Source organism: Flavobacterium urocaniciphilum (assembly GCF_900110615.1).
Lineage (GTDB): Bacteria > Bacteroidota > Bacteroidia > Flavobacteriales > Flavobacteriaceae > Flavobacterium > Flavobacterium urocaniciphilum.
The window spans coordinates 23,122-42,056 of record NZ_FOEI01000005.1 but is presented as its reverse complement, the minus strand read 5'-3'; the positions used below and the strand labels follow the sequence as shown (position 1 = coordinate 42,056).

At 29.6% G+C, this 18,935-nt stretch carries 13 protein-coding genes; 12 read left to right on the top strand and 1 reads right to left on the bottom strand.

What is annotated here, in order from left to right; all coding sequences use genetic code 11:
• Positions 1 to 23 precede the first annotated feature (23 nt).
• The 9 genes from BMY86_RS09485 (at position 24) to BMY86_RS09445 (ending at position 8,490) form a co-directional block, all read left to right on the top strand.
• Positions 24 to 533, top strand: coding sequence for a DUF4199 domain-containing protein (locus BMY86_RS09485; RefSeq protein WP_091468219.1), 510 nt, complete (start codon positions 24 to 26; stop codon positions 531 to 533).
• Positions 534 to 586: 53 nt separating this feature from the next.
• Positions 587 to 1,378, top strand: coding sequence for a sulfite exporter TauE/SafE family protein (locus tag BMY86_RS09480; protein ID WP_091468216.1), 792 nt, complete (start codon positions 587 to 589; stop codon positions 1,376 to 1,378).
• Positions 1,379 to 1,442: 64 nt separating this feature from the next.
• Positions 1,443 to 3,059 (top strand): S41 family peptidase, encoded by a 1,617-nt coding sequence (locus BMY86_RS09475; RefSeq protein ID WP_091468215.1) that lies wholly within the window; start codon positions 1,443 to 1,445, stop codon positions 3,057 to 3,059.
• Positions 3,060 to 3,100: 41 nt separating this feature from the next.
• The gene (locus BMY86_RS09470) at positions 3,101 to 3,706 is read left to right on the top strand and encodes a DUF2238 domain-containing protein (RefSeq protein WP_091468211.1); all 606 of its coding nucleotides are present in this window, start codon (positions 3,101 to 3,103) and stop codon (positions 3,704 to 3,706) included.
• Positions 3,707 to 3,717: 11 nt separating this feature from the next.
• The gene (locus BMY86_RS09465; RefSeq protein WP_091468208.1) at positions 3,718 to 4,278 is read left to right on the top strand and encodes a GNAT family N-acetyltransferase; all 561 of its coding nucleotides are present in this window, start codon (positions 3,718 to 3,720) and stop codon (positions 4,276 to 4,278) included.
• Between the two features lie 8 nt (positions 4,279 to 4,286).
• A complete protein-coding gene (locus BMY86_RS09460; RefSeq protein WP_091468206.1) occupies positions 4,287 to 4,838 on the top strand; it encodes a hypothetical protein in 552 nt (183 codons plus the stop codon).
• Positions 4,839 to 4,928: 90 nt separating this feature from the next.
• Positions 4,929 to 6,068, top strand: a complete 1,140-nt coding sequence (locus tag BMY86_RS09455; RefSeq protein WP_091468204.1) for an ABC transporter ATP-binding protein — start codon at positions 4,929 to 4,931, stop codon at positions 6,066 to 6,068.
• 6 nt (positions 6,069 to 6,074) lie between these two features.
• Positions 6,075 to 7,634: a hypothetical protein gene (locus BMY86_RS09450; RefSeq protein ID WP_091468202.1), complete on the top strand. Its 1,560-nt coding sequence runs from the start codon at positions 6,075 to 6,077 to the stop codon at positions 7,632 to 7,634.
• Between the two features lie 4 nt (positions 7,635 to 7,638).
• On the top strand, positions 7,639 to 8,490 hold the full coding sequence (locus tag BMY86_RS09445) for an aldose 1-epimerase family protein (RefSeq protein WP_091468199.1): 852 nt from the start codon (positions 7,639 to 7,641) through the stop codon (positions 8,488 to 8,490).
• A gap of 35 nt (positions 8,491 to 8,525) precedes the next feature.
• On the opposite strand, the gene BMY86_RS09440 is transcribed toward BMY86_RS09445, so the two are convergent.
• On the bottom strand, positions 8,526 to 9,158 hold the full coding sequence (locus BMY86_RS09440) for a helix-turn-helix domain-containing protein (protein WP_091468197.1): 633 nt from the start codon (positions 9,156 to 9,158) through the stop codon (positions 8,526 to 8,528).
• A gap of 718 nt (positions 9,159 to 9,876) precedes the next feature.
• Here BMY86_RS09440 and BMY86_RS09435 point away from each other — a divergent pair.
• Genes BMY86_RS09435 through BMY86_RS09425 form a run of 3 tightly spaced genes read left to right on the top strand, consistent with a single transcriptional unit; the run spans position 9,877 to position 18,911 of the window.
• Positions 9,877 to 16,014 (top strand): Ig-like domain-containing protein, encoded by a 6,138-nt coding sequence (locus tag BMY86_RS09435; protein WP_091468195.1) that lies wholly within the window; start codon positions 9,877 to 9,879, stop codon positions 16,012 to 16,014.
• A 30-nt stretch (positions 16,015 to 16,044) separates the two neighbouring features.
• Positions 16,045 to 16,977 carry a PorP/SprF family type IX secretion system membrane protein gene (locus tag BMY86_RS09430; protein ID WP_091468193.1) on the top strand — a complete coding sequence of 311 codons (933 nt, stop codon included), beginning with the start codon at positions 16,045 to 16,047 and terminating at the stop codon, positions 16,975 to 16,977.
• An 11-nt stretch (positions 16,978 to 16,988) separates the two neighbouring features.
• On the top strand, positions 16,989 to 18,911 hold the full coding sequence (locus tag BMY86_RS09425) for an OmpA family protein (protein ID WP_091468189.1): 1,923 nt from the start codon (positions 16,989 to 16,991) through the stop codon (positions 18,909 to 18,911).
• The last annotated feature ends 24 nt before the right edge of the window (positions 18,912 to 18,935 follow it).

Here is an 18,935-nt window from a genome sequence, read left to right as displayed (position 1 = left end):
ATTACAACCTTAAACTTTTAATTATGAATAAAATTATTTTAAAGAATGGTATTTATGGCGGATTAGCTGTTTCAGCTGTAATGGGATATGTAACGTATTCAATGAAAGAAAATCCAAATATGGAACCAAGTATGGCTTTAGGTTTCGGAAGTATGATAGTTGCATTTCTTTTTGTTTTATTTGGGATTTTACAACAGAAAAAAGCCAATAATGATCAAATTAGTTTTGGAGCAGCATTCAAAACAGGTTTATTAATCACATTAATTACTTCTACTATATATGTATTAGTTTGGTTATTTATCTATTATAATATTTTCCCTGATTTTATTGAAAAATATAGCGAAATTGCATTGAAAAACTTATCTGGAGCCGAATTATCTAAAGCTAAAGAAGAAATGGAATTTTATAAAAAAGCTTATGAATCTCCTTTTGGAGTTATCGGTTTAACATACATGGAAATTTTACCATTAGGAATTGTTTTCACCTTAATTTATTCAGTAGTTGGAGCATTCCTATTGAAGAAGAAACAATAAATTTATTTTTTTGAAACCGACTAAATTTTAGTCGGTTTTTTTAATTTTACTGCATGAACCTACTAGAACTTTTCGCACAACACGACACTACTATATTATTTATTATTGCATTTGCGTCTTTATTTGCTGGTTTTATTGATGCCATCGTTGGTGGTGGTGGCTTAATTCAGTTTCCAGCATTTATGATTTTATTTCCAAATTCTTCTATTCCTACAGCTTTTGGAACCAATAAAATAGCCGGACTATCAGGTACTTCCATAGCTGCAGTTCAATATGCCAAACGCATCAAATTCAATTGGAAATTATTAGCAATTACCGCTACAAGTTCATTCCTGTTTTCATTTATTGGTGCGAAATTAGTCAGTATAATTAATGTTAATTTTCTAAAACCATTTATCTTTTTTGTATTAATAGCTATTGCAATTTATACTTTTAAAAAGAAAGATTTTGGCACTATTCCCACAAAAAAATTAACCGAAAAAAAGAAATATCTATTCGGATTGTTATTAGGAATATTAATAGGTTTTTACGATGGATTTTTGGGGCCAGGAACGGGAAGTTTTTTAGTATTAGGTTTTGTAGCCTTATTAGGTTTCGAATTTTTAGAAGCATCTGCCTATGCAAAAGTGATTAATTGTGTAACTAACGTTTCGGCACTTTATGTTTTTATTTCACAAGGAAATTATATTATTGAAATTGCACTAATTATGGCAGTTTCAAATGTAATTGGAAGTATAATTGGTTCTCGAATGGCCATCTTAAAAGGCAATGAATTCATTAGAAAAATATTTCTTTTTGTAGTTTGCATAATGATTATCCGCTATGGGTATGATGTGTGGTGTTAAAAAACTTGTAAGTTGTTTTATTCGTTGAAATAATTAATTAGATTTGTTATATAATCTAATTTTGATGAAAAAAATATCCATTTTAATAACATTTTGTTTTTTAGCTTTAACGGCTTGTCAATCTATTGAATCCTACAATAATCAATTACAGCAGCCTATTCCTGTTGAAAAACTTCATAAAGATGTAGATTATTCTTATAAGAAGTTAAAACAACTTCACCCAAAATTATATTGGTATATTTCTAAAGAAAAACTAGACTATAAAATTGATAGTTTAAAGCAAACGATCAAACAACCCATGACAGGCTTAGCGTTTTATAAAGAGTTAAGTCCGGTTCTTCGTTCTATCGGACAAGGACATTTAGGAATTTCTCCTACGTTAAAAAAACTTTCTAAAAAGGAACTTAAATTACTAAAAAAAAGAGGAAAATCTCCTTTCAATCAATTAGAATTAGAATTTATTGATAACAAGTTAATCATTTTAAAAAATCGTTCGCGACACACTACTATTAAAGAAGCGGCTGAAATCCTTTCTATCAATAATGAATTTCCAACAACATTAATTGAACAATATAAAAGGAGAGTTGCTTCTGATGGTTATAATCAAACTTTTTACAACAGGTATTTAGGAAAATATTTCGGAACGTTTTATACTATTGATAAAGGTAAAATTCAGGATAGTTTACAATTAGTCATCCGACAAGGTGATAAGGATTCTTTATATGTAATTAAAAGAGATACTTTCGGAACCAATACTAAAGAAAGTAAAGTTAAATTGTCTAAAGCTGAAATTAAAAAACGCAATAAAATTTGGAATAAGCATGGTTATAATAAAGATACTAAAACCAATACGCGCGATTTAAAATATATTGGTAATGATAGTATAACTGCTTTACTGACAATTAAACAATTTAGCAATGGTGGATTTCAAAAATTTTATGAAGATGCATTTAATGAATTAGCTAAAAATGGCACTCAAAACTTAATTATCGATTTACGAAATAATCCAGGTGGTCGATTAATGGAAATTGAATATTTGTATAGCTATTTAGTAGATAAGCCTTATGTGTTTATTGATGAATATGAAGTGGTTTCTAGAACTAGTAAATTGCATGCCGATTATTTTAAAGGTGGCGGACCTGTTGTAAAATTTTTCAAAATAGTAGCTGCTCCAATTTTTTATTCGGTGAATTATTTAAAAGTACGAAAAGAAGGTGATAGGTATATTAGTTCCAACTCATTTTCAAAAGAAAATAAACCAAAGCCAAACAATTTTAAAGGAAAAATTTATGTATTAATAAATGGTGGAAGTTTTTCTGCTTCGAGTATCATTTCTTCGAATTTAAAATCAACGAAACGCGCCTTTTTTGTTGGAGAAGAAACAGGTGGAGCTTATAACGGAACTGTTGCTGCTCAAATGCCATTAGTGCAATTACCTAATAGTAAAGTTAATTTAAGAATTGGTTTAGCTTTAGTAAGTGCTTCTCATAAAACATCTGAAATGGAAGGACGAGGAATTTTTCCTGATAAAGAAATTATTCCTACTTATGAAGATCGAAAAAACAATATTGATCCTGAATTAAATTGGATTTTACAAGATATTAAAAGCGAAAAAGAAGCTAAAGAGTTATTGAAGAAAAACTTGCAAAAAAGTACTGAAGAACCTGTAAAGAGCGAATAGGGTAAAGGGATAAGTATCAAGAAAAAATAAAAAATCCAATCATGAAAACATTAAAAATTTATATACTCTTATTCTTTGTTGGATTAATAGTTTCAGCCATTCAGCCTAAAGAGTATTTTACTTGGTTTTTGGAAGTTATTCCAGCTATAATCGGACTAATAGTTTTAATTTTTACATTTAAGAAGTTTCAATTTACCAATTTCACGTACTTATTCATACTAATTCATTGCTATATATTGTTTTTAGGCGGACATTATACCTATGCCGAAGTGCCTTTGTTTGATTGGATAAAAGAAGTTTTTGATCAATCTAGAAATAATTATGATAAAGTGGGACATTTTGCTCAAGGTTTTGTTCCGGCTATGATTGTTCGTGAATTATTCATCAGGAAAAATGTCATTTCAAATAAAGGATATTTCAATTTTATTATTGTTTCTATATGCTTAGCAATAAGCGCAGCCTATGAATGGATCGAATGGTGGGTTTCTATTTGTACAGGTGAAGGAGGCGATGCTTTTTTAGGAACACAAGGTTATATTTGGGATACTCAATCCGATATGTTATTAGCAACTATTGGCGCAATATGTATGCTCGCATTCTTTAGTAGAAGTCAGGACAAAGCCATTTTTAAAATCAATCAACAATAAATATACAACACATGTTATCAATAAATTTTAATCCGTTTCCAAATTTAGAATCGGAACGTTTAGTATTTAGAAGACTAAAAGATTCGGATGCTCCTGAAGTTTTTAAATTAAGAAGTAATCCGGAAAACATGAAATACATTCCTCGTCCGTTATTACAAAATGAAGACGAAGCTATTGCCATGATCCAAATGATGAATACAAAAATTGATGAAAATACCGATATCAATTGGGGCGTTTGTCTAAAAGGAACGGATACAATAATTGGTTTTATGGGTTTTTATAGAACGCAACCCGAAAACCATCGAACGGAAATTGGTTATATGATTTTACCAGAATTTAATGGCATGGGTTTTGTTACTGAAGCGGTGAAAACAATGTTAGATTTTGCTTTCAATAGTGTTGGTTTTCATTCTGTAGATGCTGTTATTGATCCTGATAACATTGGTTCAGAAAAAGTATTGATAAAAAGTGGTTTCCGTAAAGAAGCGCATTTCTTAGAAGATGAATATTTCGAAGGGAAATTTTGGGATTCAGTTCATTACGGTATATTAAAAAGAGAGTTTACAAAATAAATTAAGTTATGAAATTTGGAACAATATTTCTTTTACTGTTATTGACCTCTTGTGTTTCAACAACAAATAAATTGTTTTATAATAAAGAATTAAAAAGAGAGACAGAAGTTCAATTAATTAAAAGTTCAGATTTCAATATTGCTATTTCAGATTATAAATTAAATGGTGAGATTGATAGTTTATTAATCGCTGATTTTAGTAAAAAGAAAATTAAATTAGTTAATAAAAAAGCAAAATATGTATTGATTATTGATGAATTTAATTATCAAATTGACAAAGTAAAAGCTGATGTGTTAGATTCTAACGGAATGAGTACTGGAAACTATGGAATTCAACTTAATATTAATCTTAAATTGAAAAGTAATATTGTTGATACATTAACAAAAGAAAAAAAAGAGTTTAATTGGAATTTAGGAGATACAAAACCTGTGCATTCAGATTTAGTATTTGATTTTTTTGCTGTAGATAGCGAACAATCATTTAATCCTGGAAAGCCATTAACAAATTGTTTTAATGCTATGTCTCACAAAATTGTAAAATTTATTGAGAAAAAAAAGTAAGGTATTTCAGTTTTATAGTATAGTTAAATAATAATAAAATTAAATTTTCTGTTGATTACAACATCTTAAAAAGAGTTTACAAAATAATAAATGACAATATTCGAACAACAATTGGCTGAAGTGCAAGAATTACTTCAGTTTGAAAATTATCCGCAAGTAATCAAAAGAATAATAGATTTTACTCTAGATACTGAAGATATACTACATTATAAAGAAACAATTGCTTTTTTAAATTGGTATGATTCCAATCACGAATCACCCGAAGTTAAAGAGAAATTAGTTGATTTATTAAATAACTTGAAATTAACTTTAGGTTCCAAAGAAATAAAACCACATCAAACTATTATTTCAATTAATGAATTGAAGAAAGTTTACAATTCAAACTTTAGTTTAGGTCCGATTAATTTAGATATTAAATCAGGAGAAATTATAGGTTTAGTAGGAGAGAATGGAAACGGAAAAACCACATTGTTACGTAGTATTTGTGGTGAGTTGCATCCAACATCTGGAAAAATCAATTACAAGTTTGATTACGATGATTTATACGATTTACGCACGAAATTAGTATACATTCCACAAAGAACTGATACTTGGCGTGGAAGTATGTACGAAAACCTAGAATTTACTGCTAGTTGCTATGGTTACAAACCAGAAGAAAATAATTTAGTCGTAGATTTAGTCATTACACGTTTAGGTTTAAGAAAATTCAGAAGTTATAATTGGAAAGGATTATCATCGGGTTATAAAATGCGTTTCGAATTAGCAAGAATGCTTCTTCGTAAACCTAAAATATTATTAATTGATGAACCTTTAGCTAACCTAGACATTTTAGCACAACAAACCGTTTTAGATGATTTTAGAAATATTGCTAATTCACCATTCCGACCAATTGCTATTGTATTGAGTTCGCAGCAATTATACGAAGTAGAAAAAACATCTAATCAGGTAGTGTTTTTAAAGCAAGGTGTACAAAGAAATCTTGTTGAAGATACTATAGAAGAAAAACATTTTATTGTTGAGTTTGAAACCGCCGAAACCATTAGTGTTTTAAATGAAAAATTAAACAAAATCGGTTTGCTTAGTTTAGAACAAAACGGCGGGACTTTAATTGCAACTTTCCCAATTGAAATTTCAATTTCTATGTTCATGAAAACATTAATCAGTGAACAAATAGAAGTGACTTACTTAAGAAATATTACTAACTCAACACGAAGATTTTTCGTAAAATAATATTATATGTTTAAAAACATACAAAAGCAACTATTGCTAAAATATCCATTATTGTGGAACACTAAATTTATTCCAATGGTAATTCTTGGAATTATTATGAACATTATTTATTTCTTTATTGGATATTATGATGGGACTATAGATTTTACCGGTGAATATAGTTATGGAAATAATGATGATGAAGTTTTAGGTTTTGGATTTATATTAACCGCAATCATATTATTAATTTGGTTTTGGTTTTATGTTAAAAACAATTCTTTTAAAGCATTTTACATAAAAAGTAAAAATGCATTGTTCTTCGAATTTTTACAAATACTTATCATCTTCGTTTTGTTTTTCAATTTCTATATAATTTATAAAACAGGAATTCAATTACATAATAGAAGTTATTATAGTTATGAAGAAGCTAAAAAGAGATGTGAAATTTTAAGTTTAGCTGAAATTTTTATAGATGGATCATTTGAATCAACTGAATTAGATTCTATTAAAATGGGAATGATTTATAAAAGTAAGGCAAAAAATGATTCTGTTTTTGAAGTTTGTAGAGATAATGAAAAAATAGTAACAAAAGATTATGTACTATTTGATAATAAGAAATACGATAAATACTCTTTAATAAACAGAAGTAGTTTGAAGTTTGAAATAAATTCCTTCAAAGAAGATTCTATAAGTTTAATAAAATTAAAAAGAGATGTAATATCTAATAAAAGTGCAGTTTTAAATTTTATGTCAACATATTTAGATCTAATTAAGGAACATAATTTACATACTAATCTTGATGCAAATACATGGTATAATGCGGTTGTTAAGCAACCTAAATTAAAAAATTTCGCTTTAATTTTCCCATATACATATAATGTAGAAAAACAAAAGAATAAGGATTATTATATTAATCATTACGATTACTATTATAATAATGATGAATATGTTGTGAGGGATAAATATATTTTTGATGAGAATTATTTAAATAGTAGTAATGTTAAATATTCTAAATTTTATTTAGAACATATTTTGTTGAGAGATAAGTATGGAAAAATTTCAAATGCTTATTCCTATCGATATTTTAGATTAACGGAAGTATTAATTCTAAACTGTGTTGCTTTTATGTTAGCAATTTTATTATTTACCTTTAGAATTTCTAAACTTAAAAAATGGTTTATTTCAATTGTTATTTTCGGAATTTTAGCAATTTTATTCGGTATTCTTTCAAATGTTTTTAGAAAAGTCGATTTTTTATTTCCTTTATTATCTTTAGTTTCTTTTATAGTATTTTGGATTTATTTATTATTTATTATGAATCGTAAATCAGAAAAGCAGTTTTCAGAAATTGCAATTAATATTTGTATTTGGTCTATTCCAATGTTTATCCCTTTTTTATATTTCTTTGCTGAAGAGGTTTATAGAGATTACATATATGTTTATAAACCAAATGTTCGTGATTCAATTTATAGAATGTTTCGAGATAATGTTTCTTTAATGTTTTCATTAAATTTTATTTTATCAATAGTTTTAATATTTTTCATGTCGAAAACAATTAGAACTTGGAAAGGAATTTCAGAAGAATAATAGTATGATAATCACAATTTCAAATAAAAACCTAACAGCTACTATTAATACAATAGGAGCAGAGTTAGTAACATTAGTAAAAAATCAAAAAAATTACATCTGGACAGTAGATGAAAACTATTGGAACCGAACTTCTCCAGTGTTGTTTCCAATTGTGGGTAGATTAAAAAACGACAGTTATACATATAATGAAAAAACATATTCATTGTCGCGTCATGGCTTTGCTAGAGATATGGAATTCACATATGATAAAAGAAGCGAGCATCAAGTTATTTTTGAGCTAAATGAAACCGAAGCTACTAAAGCTGTTTATCCTTTTAATTTTAAATTATTCATTGCCTATACTTTAATGGGGAACGAATTGGTTATCGAATATTTTGTTCGAAATCAATCCGATGAAGTTTTACCTTTTTCTATTGGTGCACATCCGGCGTTTGCTATTGAAGGCGATGTAAATAATTATTCGTTACAATTTAATAAAGACGATCATTTTGAAACACATCATTTAGAACAGGAAAGTTTTAATGGAAACACATCAATTGTAAATTCAATGGACAATGAAATTTCTTTGAGTTATGATTTGTTTGACGTGAATGCATTAGTGTTTAAACAATTAAAGTCTAATGAAGTTACACTTAAAAAGAAGGATAAAAGTATTGTAAAAGTCAATTTCGATCATTTTCCTTATTTAGGAATTTGGACTAAAAGTAATGCGCCTTTTATATGTATTGAACCTTGGTGTGGTTTAGCAGATAATGTAAATCATGATGGCAATTTGGAAGAAAAAGAAGGGATTAATTTGCTACAACCTCATGAAGATTTTCTTAGAGCAATGCGAATTGAGATATTAGAGTAAACAAAAAGAGCAATAGAAATTCTATTGCTCTTTTTTTATACTAAAGAAAGTATTCCGTTGACTTTCCATATTTCATCTATATCTTTTATTGAAATGGAGAAGTTGTTTTTAAATGGCGAATCGTCTGCCATTGTAATAATCGTTTTCGCTGCATCAGTAGATGAACGTTTTATTTTAGTTACAAAGAAACCAAGTTTATTACTAATTACTATAATGATATCTTCTTCATTAATATTGACTAATGCTGTTTTTTCACAAATGGCAAAACAATCTTTGTTAGATGACGGATCAATTATCGACATATCAATTTGAAACACCCTAGATTCTTTGTTTTCCAAAAAGGGTAATTTCATATTTGGTAAACGATCTAATGTATCATTTAAATGACCACTGGTGTATTGATAAATTAAATCTTTAGAGATTATAGGTGTGCTATTTTCTTGTGCTGATTCCGCTTCTTCATTAAATATTGCATTTAAATCAATATTTAACTCTAAACATTTTTCAATAATTTTATTATAATCTAAGGTATTGCGTTTTTTCCAACTAGAAATGGTATTCGGCTTGATGTTTAAAAACTCCGAAAGACTCGAGTCGGTGTTAATATTTAAATGATTTTTCAATCTAATTAAAATATTTGTCGCATTTTGTGCATTTTTTTGTTGCATAATATAAATTTCTGTACTATATTTACGACAAATAAGAACATTTGGGCTGTTTATTTGATGTTTTGCGAATACAGTAGGTTTTAATTTTTCCGATTATAGAGCTTGATTTTTCTTATTTCAATAATATTTATAACACTTTTTTATAATTAGTTAATAAACATAACAAAAAACACAAAAAAATCAAAGCTGCTAATATACAACTTTTTAGTTTTTGATTTTTTATAATAAAAAGAGTCTTAAATTATTTATTAATCTTCAAACAGTTAAAAAAAAATTTCTGAAAATTAACATTTGTTTTCCGATTGAAATTTAAAAATTCACTTCACAATCACAATCTAAAAATTTCAATTGAACAATAAAATAAACAATTGTTAAAATTTTTGTAACCTGGTAAATGTTAGTTGTTTACCAAAATACTATGTCTTTCGTTCCTACTGTTTCATATTTTTTTAATAACACAACGTTAAAAATATAAATACCAGTGTTATTTTGGTTAGAAATGTAGATAAATTTTAACAATTCATTAACAATTGTTTTTAATTTCGATTGACTTTATCTAAAAACGATAAAAGCCTGCTCTTTAAACATACTTTAACAAGCCCCGAGTTATAGTTTGTTGTATCAAAATTGATTCAATTTCTAAATGGATTTTGAGTTAAAAAATCTTTGTGAAAATCATCATTCTTACATTTTAGGTTCAACAATTAAATTTTAGCTTATGAAAAGTAAATCTACTTTTAAAGAGAAACTTACCCGTGTTTTCTGTTTTTCAGTACTGTTCTTAGTATTTTGTAAAACAGAAGTAAGTGCTCAAGTTAATTTCGTAAATGCAAATGTTTTAGTTTCTTCCAGTCATGCTACAAATGCTGGAAATGCTGCAGTTTTCGACAACACTTTTGCTACACTAAATTCATATGGAGGTGTTGCAATTGGAATTGGAGCATATAATGGAGCCATTGAACTCGAATTCCCTACAACATTACCCGCTGGAAAAACGTCTTATGTTAAAATTGATTTTGATCAAGATGTTTTGAATGCTTTAGTTGGTGGTGGATTGGGTGGTGAATTAGCCGATTTACTAGGAACAGTTGTTTTAGGAAATCATTATTTTACTATTGCGGCTAAAAACAATAATACATCTGTTAGTGTTTTTTCAAGTCAGAATAATTTTACTTCTGATGCAGGTAAACTTATTCGAGATGCAGCTGGAAATTATTATTTTGCAATTACACCTAATCAAAGCTATAACCGAATTGAAATTGTTGATCACACAGATGCTTTATTAGTGGGAACATCAAATAGTATGAAAGTGTATAACGCTTTTTATACTGAAGGAACGAATAGTTGTGATATTGCTTTTGCTACTTCTTTTGATGGTTCAGGAGGAACACTTGATTTAATTGGATTAGGTAATGCTGGAGTTACCAATCCGCAACGTGCTATTGATACAGATGTAAATTCTTATTCTAACATTAGTTTAGGATTATTAGCAGTTGCTGGAACTATCAATCAAACTATTTATTTTAGTTCTCTTTCAAATCCAACAGATCAATTTCATTTAACGTTACAATTAGATAATCCATCTATTTTAAATTTAGGATTAGCAGATGGTATAAAGATTGAAGCCTTAAATGGAACAACTGTTGTTTATACTTATGATATAGGAACTATTTTAGATTTAGATTTAATCGGACTATTAAGTAATGGACAAAAAGCAACTATTCCTATTTCACCAGGTCAAGCTTTTGACAGGGTTCGTATTTCTATTTCTTCTTTAGTTCAACTTAATGTTGTAAAAGGATTACGTATTTATGATATTTATAGAAGTCCGGCCGCACCAACAATTGCTTTAGCCTCGCAAAATATATCAATTTGCGGAAGTCAATCGGTTACGTTATTAGCAAATACATCTTCAGATAATGAATTGGTTTGGTATGATTCTTCAACAAGTAGTTCACCAATAGCAGTAACAGCTTATAATGTTGGTTATACAACACCAGTTTTAAATTCAACGACTACTTATTATGTAGCCGCTAAAAAAATTGGTTGTCCAAATTTATCATCAAGAGTGCCAATAACTGTAACTTTTATTTCAGTTCCTTTAGCTTCTGATATTACTGTAAGCAATACTACGATGACGGCTTCATGTTCAGGAATTGTAGTTATAGAACCTTCTACAATTATTACTAATAGTACTTTTAATTATTATACAGATCAAAATAAAACACAAGAAATTACAACAGGTTTTTCAGGACATCCTGGAATTTCTTATGTTAAAGATGCCGGTACAGGTGCCTTAACTATTTCTGGTTTAAACACCACTAACACTCCAATTACATATTATGTTGCAATTGAAGTAAATGGTGTTTGTGAAAATGCAAATGGAACACTTTTACCAATTACAGTTGTTTCTCCAGTTCAAACAAGTTTAACAGTAACTCCAACTTTAACAAATTGTACTAGCGTTAATTTAGCCGATGCAATAGTTGGTTTTGATACTTCTGGAAATACTATTTATACTTTTTATGATAGTAGTATGAATGTTATTTCTGCAAGTGCAGCTGCTGCTATTCAAACAAGTGGAACGTATTATATTCAAGCTGAAGTTCCTAATAGTTGTATTTCTGCTATTTCTTCGGTTAATGTAACCGTAAATCCATCACCAACATTAAACATTAATCCATCAAGCTATACTGCTAATGTTGGAGATAGTGTAACTTTAATGGCAACTTCAAATGCTCCAATAACATGGTATGATTCTAATGGAAACGCTTTAGCATCGAATATTGCTGGACCATTTATGAATTCTGGAACCTATACATTTACTGCAATTGCTAATAATGGAGTTTGTAGTAGAAGTGGAATAGCTACTGTTATTGTGAATAGTCCGACTGATTGTTTTGTAAATACAACTCGTGTGTATGCTGATACTCAATCATCAAATTCAATATTAACTGGAGGAGTTATTAATAATGCCAATGCAATAGATGAAAACCCACAATCACATTCAACAATTACAAGTGGGATAGGAGCATTAGGTGTTGGAACAACTTGGCAAACATTAGAATGGAATGATGCAATTCCAGCTGGAACTCCAGTTTCAATAAAACTAGGAACAGAATACAGCGGATTAACATTAATTGGCGCTATTTCAGTTGTAGGAACAAAACGAAATGGTATGGGTGTTCCAGTTGATATAGGTACTATCCAACCCCTTTCAGGAAGTATAGTAAATCTTTTACCTGGCGATAATTGTTTTGAATATACTTTTGTACCAAGTAATCTTTCTGGACCTCAAATTTATGATGGCGTTCGAATTATTGTTGGATCAACAGTAAGTGTTTCGCAAAATGCAAAAGTTTATGAAGCATATTACAATAAAGTAATTACTCCTTTTATATGTAATACAGGCGATGTTGAAGATCTATTTCATGGTGTTTTCGATTTAGGGATTGGTGTACTTACAAATACAACTAATGTAGTGAATCCTTGGAATGCAGTTGATAATAGTGATGCTAGTTATGCGACATTATATAATGGAGTAGGAGCTTTATCGGCAGCTGAACTTACGGTAAAATTTAGAACTGTTTCTCAACCAACAGATATTTTAAAAATATTTTTAGAAAAACCTGGTTCTACTTTAAATGTAGGTGCTTTATCTGGATTTACTGTGCAAAGATATATGGGTGATACTCCTGTTGGAAATTTACTTATAGCTGATGGATCTGCTGCATCTTTAGAATTATTAAACGGAGGAAATGATGGAGCAATATTTATTTCTTCAATATCATCACCGCCTTATGATCGAGTAAAAATTAGATTAGGTGGTGCTTTAAATATGCTTGATTTCTTAAGAGTTCATTATGTGAAAAGAGAAGCAAATATTGATATTGTTGGAGGTGTAGATGATTCGATAGAAGTTTGTCAAGATGCAACTATAACGTTAACGAGTGATATTTGTACTACATATAATTGGTATGATGCTGCAACCGGTGGAAATTTAATTACAACTGGAATTAGCTATACTTTACCTGCAAATACTACACCAGGAACTTACACATATTATATTCAACCTGTAAGAAGTGGATGTGAAGTATTGTCGAGAACACCTATTACTATTGTTGTAAAACCATTTTCGCCAATTAGTGCAATATCTGATATTGTGGTAAATGCCGATGATGATACTACATTTTGTAGCTCAACTGGTAATGTTACACTAACGGCTCAATTGAATACTGTTCCTGTGATGACTAACCCAATATTTTATTGGTACAGTTTTGATGGGACTAATCAAACTTTAATTGTTGGGGAAAACACAAATGTGTTACAATTAACAGGGTTAGCGCCAGGAACATATACATATTATGTAGGAGTAAGTTCAAATGAATTTTGTAGAACAGCTCTTCCAGATAGAACAGCAATTACTTTTACCATTTTACCATTTTCTACATCAGGTGATATTACAGCAAATAATGCTCAAATTTGTTTAGGTACTATTGCTACATTATCACCATCAAGTACATTTGCCAATCCACAATATACTTGGTTTTTTACTAATGATGTATCGCAACCCATAACAAATGGGACAATTTCAGGTGTAACCTATAATATATTGCCAAATGGAACCTTATCTATTACAGGATTAACAGCTTTGAATAGTCCATATACCTATTATGTTGCGATGAGTAGTGATACGAGTTGTCAAAATATACCGGGAACTTTAAAAAGTGTTACTGTTCAATTAATAGAAATTGCAACTCCAACTACTTTAGATGCAACTCCAGATTTCTGTGCCTCAACCAATCCAACAATTGCTTCCTTACAAATAAATGAATCTGGAATAATATGGTATGATGCTCCAAGTAATGGAACTGTTTTACCACTTTCAACTCCATTAGTGAATGGTGTAACTTATTATGCTGGAATTACAGATCCAATTTCGGGTTGTTCAAGTGCTTCTAGACTTCAAGTTACTCCTACAATTATTACAATTCCGACACCAACAACTTTAGATGCTACACCCGATTTTTGTGCAACTGCCAATCCAACAATTGCTTCACTACAAGTTAATGAATCAGGTATAATTTGGTATGATGCTGCAATAGGTGGAACAGTTTTACCAACTTCAACAGTTCTTCAAAATGGAGTTTCTTATTTTGCATCGATTACAGATATTGTTTCAGGTTGTTCAAGTTCAACTAGATTAGAAATTATTCCAACAATAATAAATGTTCCTACACCAACAATAACTGATGCAACTCCAGATGTGTGTTCAACTTCAAATGCAACATTAGCTTCATTAATTATAACACCATCTTCAGGAATTATTTGGTATGATGCAGCGGTAGGAGGAAATGTATTAGCAACATCTACTGTACTAGTTAATGGTGTTTCTTATTTTGCTGGTGTTACAGATAGTGCTTCAGGTTGTTCAAGTGCCACTAGATTGGAAGTTATTCCAACTGTAATTACAGTGCCTTTAGTAACAACTACTGATGCTACACCTGATTTTTGTGCAACTACCAATCCAACAATTGCTTCACTTCAAGTAAATGAAACAGGTGTAATTTGGTATGATGCTCCAATTAATGGAAATGTTTTACCTGCAACCACAACATTAGTAAGTGGAGTTACCTATTATGCGAGTATTACAGACAGTGCTTCAGGATGTTCAAGTGCTTCAAGAACAGCAATTACTCCAACAATAATAACGGTTCCAATGGCAACTACAAATGATGCATCTCAAGATTTTTGTGGAATAACTAATCCAACTATTGCTAATTTACAAGTTAATGAATCGAATATTGTTTGGTATGATGCTTTAACAAATGGAAACATTTTATCAACAACTACACCATTGGTTGATGGAGGAATTTATTATGCTTTACAAATTGATCCAGTATCAGGTTGTACTAGCGCTACAAGATTAGCAATTACAGTTAACTTTTTGGAAAACAATACGGCAACAATTACAGAAAATTCTTCAAATAATTGTATTCTAACTAATACCACATATACTACTCAAGCTGGAATGTCAAATTATGTTTGGACATTAAGTACGGGTGCAGTTATAGTCAGTGGAGGTGGCGTTAATGATAATTTTATTACGGTGCAATGGACACAAACGGGAACTAATTCTGTAAGTGTTTCCTATAATGATAGTAACGGATGTAGTTTAGTTAATACAGCAAATTTAGATGTAACTATAGGTATGTGTTCTAACCTATCAATCACAAAAACAGTAGATAATCCTACACCTTTCGTTGACGATAATGTAGTGTTTACAATTACTGTAACAAGTACAGGTTTAGGATCTTATTCAAATATTGTAGTAAGTGAACCTTTACCAAGTGGATATGCATACGTAAGTTCAACTACTTCAGCAGGTACATATAATCCTATTTCTGGAATTTGGAACATTCCGTCATTAGCTGCTAATCAAAGTGCCACATTATTAATTACAGCTACTGTATTAATGGAAGGAGATTATTTGAATATTGCTGAAATTATTAGTGCAGATGAAGATGATCCAGATGATGGCGATGTAGCAGGAGTAACAACTGACCCATTATGTTTAATTGTATATAATGAATTTACTCCAAATGAAGATGGTTCAAACGATTTCTTCAACATTAAATGTGCAGAGTTTTTCCCAAATAATAAACTTGAAATTTATAATAGATATGGAAATCTAGTTTATGAAACTAAATACTATAAAAATACTTGGAAAGGTATTTCAAATGTTAACGGAACTTTTAACGGAAGTGTATTACCAACAGGAACATATTATTACATTTTTGAAACTGGAGAAAGTGATAATAGAATAAAAACAGGTTGGGTATTTATCATGCGTTAAGATTAATAATAACTATTAAATTTCAAGAAAATGAGAAAAAATATATCAAATAGAAAGGGATTATTAGGGTTGTTATTAACCTTTTCAGGACTGCTGTCTATGGCGCAACAAAATCCAGAATATACGCAGTATATGTATAATACTATAACGGTAAATCCTGGTTATACAGGTTCAGTTGGGACTTTGGAAGCAAATTTACTTCTTAGAAAACAATGGGTAAATATTGATGGAGCACCTCAAACAGGAACTTTCGGATTGCATTCTCCTTTAACAAATAAAAAAATAGGATTAGGATTGAATATTATTAGTGACGATTTAGGTCCATCTAGCGAACAAACTTTGGTAGGAAACTTTTCTTATACATTAGATTTAGGAATTGAAACAAAACTGGCTTTTGGTTTAAAAGCAGGAGCAAGGATGTTAAATATTGATTGGTCTAAAGGTAGATTTTACGACAGTAATGATGTGTTGTTAAATAATAATATTGATAATAAAATCATGCCAACAGTTGGTACAGGTGCCTATTTGTATGCTAATAAATGGTATGTAGGTTTATCTGTTCCTAGTTTTATACGATATGATTATTATGATGATGTTCAAGAATCGGTAGTTTCAGATAAATTACATTATTATTTTATTGGAGGATATGTTTTCGATTTGTCTGATGAGGTAAAATTTAAACCATCAGTTTTAGTGAAAGCGGTTTCTGGTGCGCCATTATCTACAGATTTTTCAGCTAATTTCTTACTTCAAGAAAAAGTAACCTTAGGAGCTTCATATAGAATGGATGATTCGGTAAGTGCTTTATTAGGATTACAATTTGCCAAAGATTTCTTCATTGGATATTCTTTTGATTATACTGTAACTCCACTAAATAAATATAATGACGGAACACATGAAGTTATTCTTCGTTATCAATTACCTCAAAAATCAACTGTAATCAAATCACCTCGTTTCTTTTAATACTGATACATATGAGAAAATTATTTACTTTAGGAATGTTTGTTGTTATGAGTATAACCTTCGGACAACAAAAACTAAAAATGGCCGACAAAATGTTTAAAGACATGTCTTACGTTGAAGCTGCTAAATTATATGAAGAGTATTTAGAGAAAAATAGTAGTCCTTCAATTGAAACGATGACAAATATAGCTGATACCTATTATTATATGAATGATATGAGAAAGGCGTTACCTTGGTATCAAAAACTATATGAAGTTCAAGGACAAAATTTAACGGATTTATACATGCTTCGTTATACTCAAGCACTAAGAGGTGTTCGAGATTATGAGGCTGCCAATACCATTACCAAAGAGTTTTTAAAGAAAAAAGGAGTAAGCGATCAAATTAAGAAGTTTACCAATAATCAAAAATATTTGGATAGTTTGTCTAAAAAAGAATCAAAATATGAAATCCGAAATTTAGAAATAAATAGTCCAAATTCCGATTTTGGAGCCACCTATTTCGGAACAAAAATGATTTATGCTTCGAGTAATAATACGGATGAAACTAAACTGTATTCCTACAATCAACAGCCGTTTTTAGCTATGTATGAGGCTGAGAAAAACTTAACAAATGGTTCGTTATTTAACCAAAAGTTATTTTTAGAAGATGTAAATTCAAATTATCACGATGCAACGATAACTTTTGCTGCCGATTTAAAAACATTTTATTACACCACAAATACTTTAAAACGTAATAAATTGAAAAATGACGCGTCTGGAACTAACAATTTTCAAATCATAAAAGCTTGGTTAGAAAATGATAAAGTGACTAAAACAGAGAGTTTGTTTTTCAATAGTTTAGATTATAGTGTGGGTCATCCTTGCTTAAGTTCTGACGGAAAATGGTTGTTTTTTGTGTCTGATATGCCTGGTGGTTTTGGTGAAACAGATATTTATGTTTGTGAAGTTTTTTCGGATGGAAAATTGAATTCACCTGTAAATTTAGGTCCAAAAATTAATACAATTGGTAGAGAAATGTTCCCTTTTTATAATAATGGTGTACTTTATTTTTCTTCTGAAGGACATTATGGTTTTGGAGGTTTAGATGTTTTTGAAAGCAAACATAATGGAAAAGATTTTTCGTATCCTAAAAACTTGGGAGAACCTATTAACAGTAATAAAGACGATTTTTCATATATTATTGATGCAGATTTAAAAACAGGTTATTTTTCATCCAATAGAGATTCTGGAAAAGGCGATGATGATATTTATTATTTCACTAAAAAACCACAAGAATGTAATCAAATTGTTCAAGGAAATGTTAGAAATTCAAAATCTAATAGTACTATTGAAGGCGCAACAGTTAAGGTTTTTGATGAATTTGGCGATTTAGTAAATGAATTTACAACTCCGGCAGATGGTAAATTTGAATTTGTTTTACCTTGTAACGGAACCTATAAAGTGGAAGCTTCAAAACCAAATCATTCAACAGAGAAAAAAGAAGTAGCTACTTTGGATAAAAACGGAGAGGTAATTAATGTAGATTTCAAACTAAATAATTTAGAAGATTTTGTTGTGAAAGATAATGGAAATGAGAAAATTGACATCAATCCAATTTTCTTTAATTATGATAAATGGGACATCACACCACAAGCTGCTGCTGAGTTAGATAAAGTAGTTTTTGTAATGAATAATTTCCCGAAAGTTAAAATTAGAATTGAATCTCATACCGATTCAAGAGGTAAAGATTTGTATAATTTAACCTTGTCGGATAAACGAGCAAAATCGACTCAAACCTATATCATTTCTAAAGGAATTTCTTCAGATCGTATTGAAAGTGCCATTGGTTTTGGGGAAACGCGTTTGAAAAATAAATGCAGTAATGGAGTAAAATGTACTGAAGAGGAACATTTTGTAAACCGTCGTTCCGATTTTATAATTGTAGAAAAATAAATGAATAAATTGAATAATTGAATT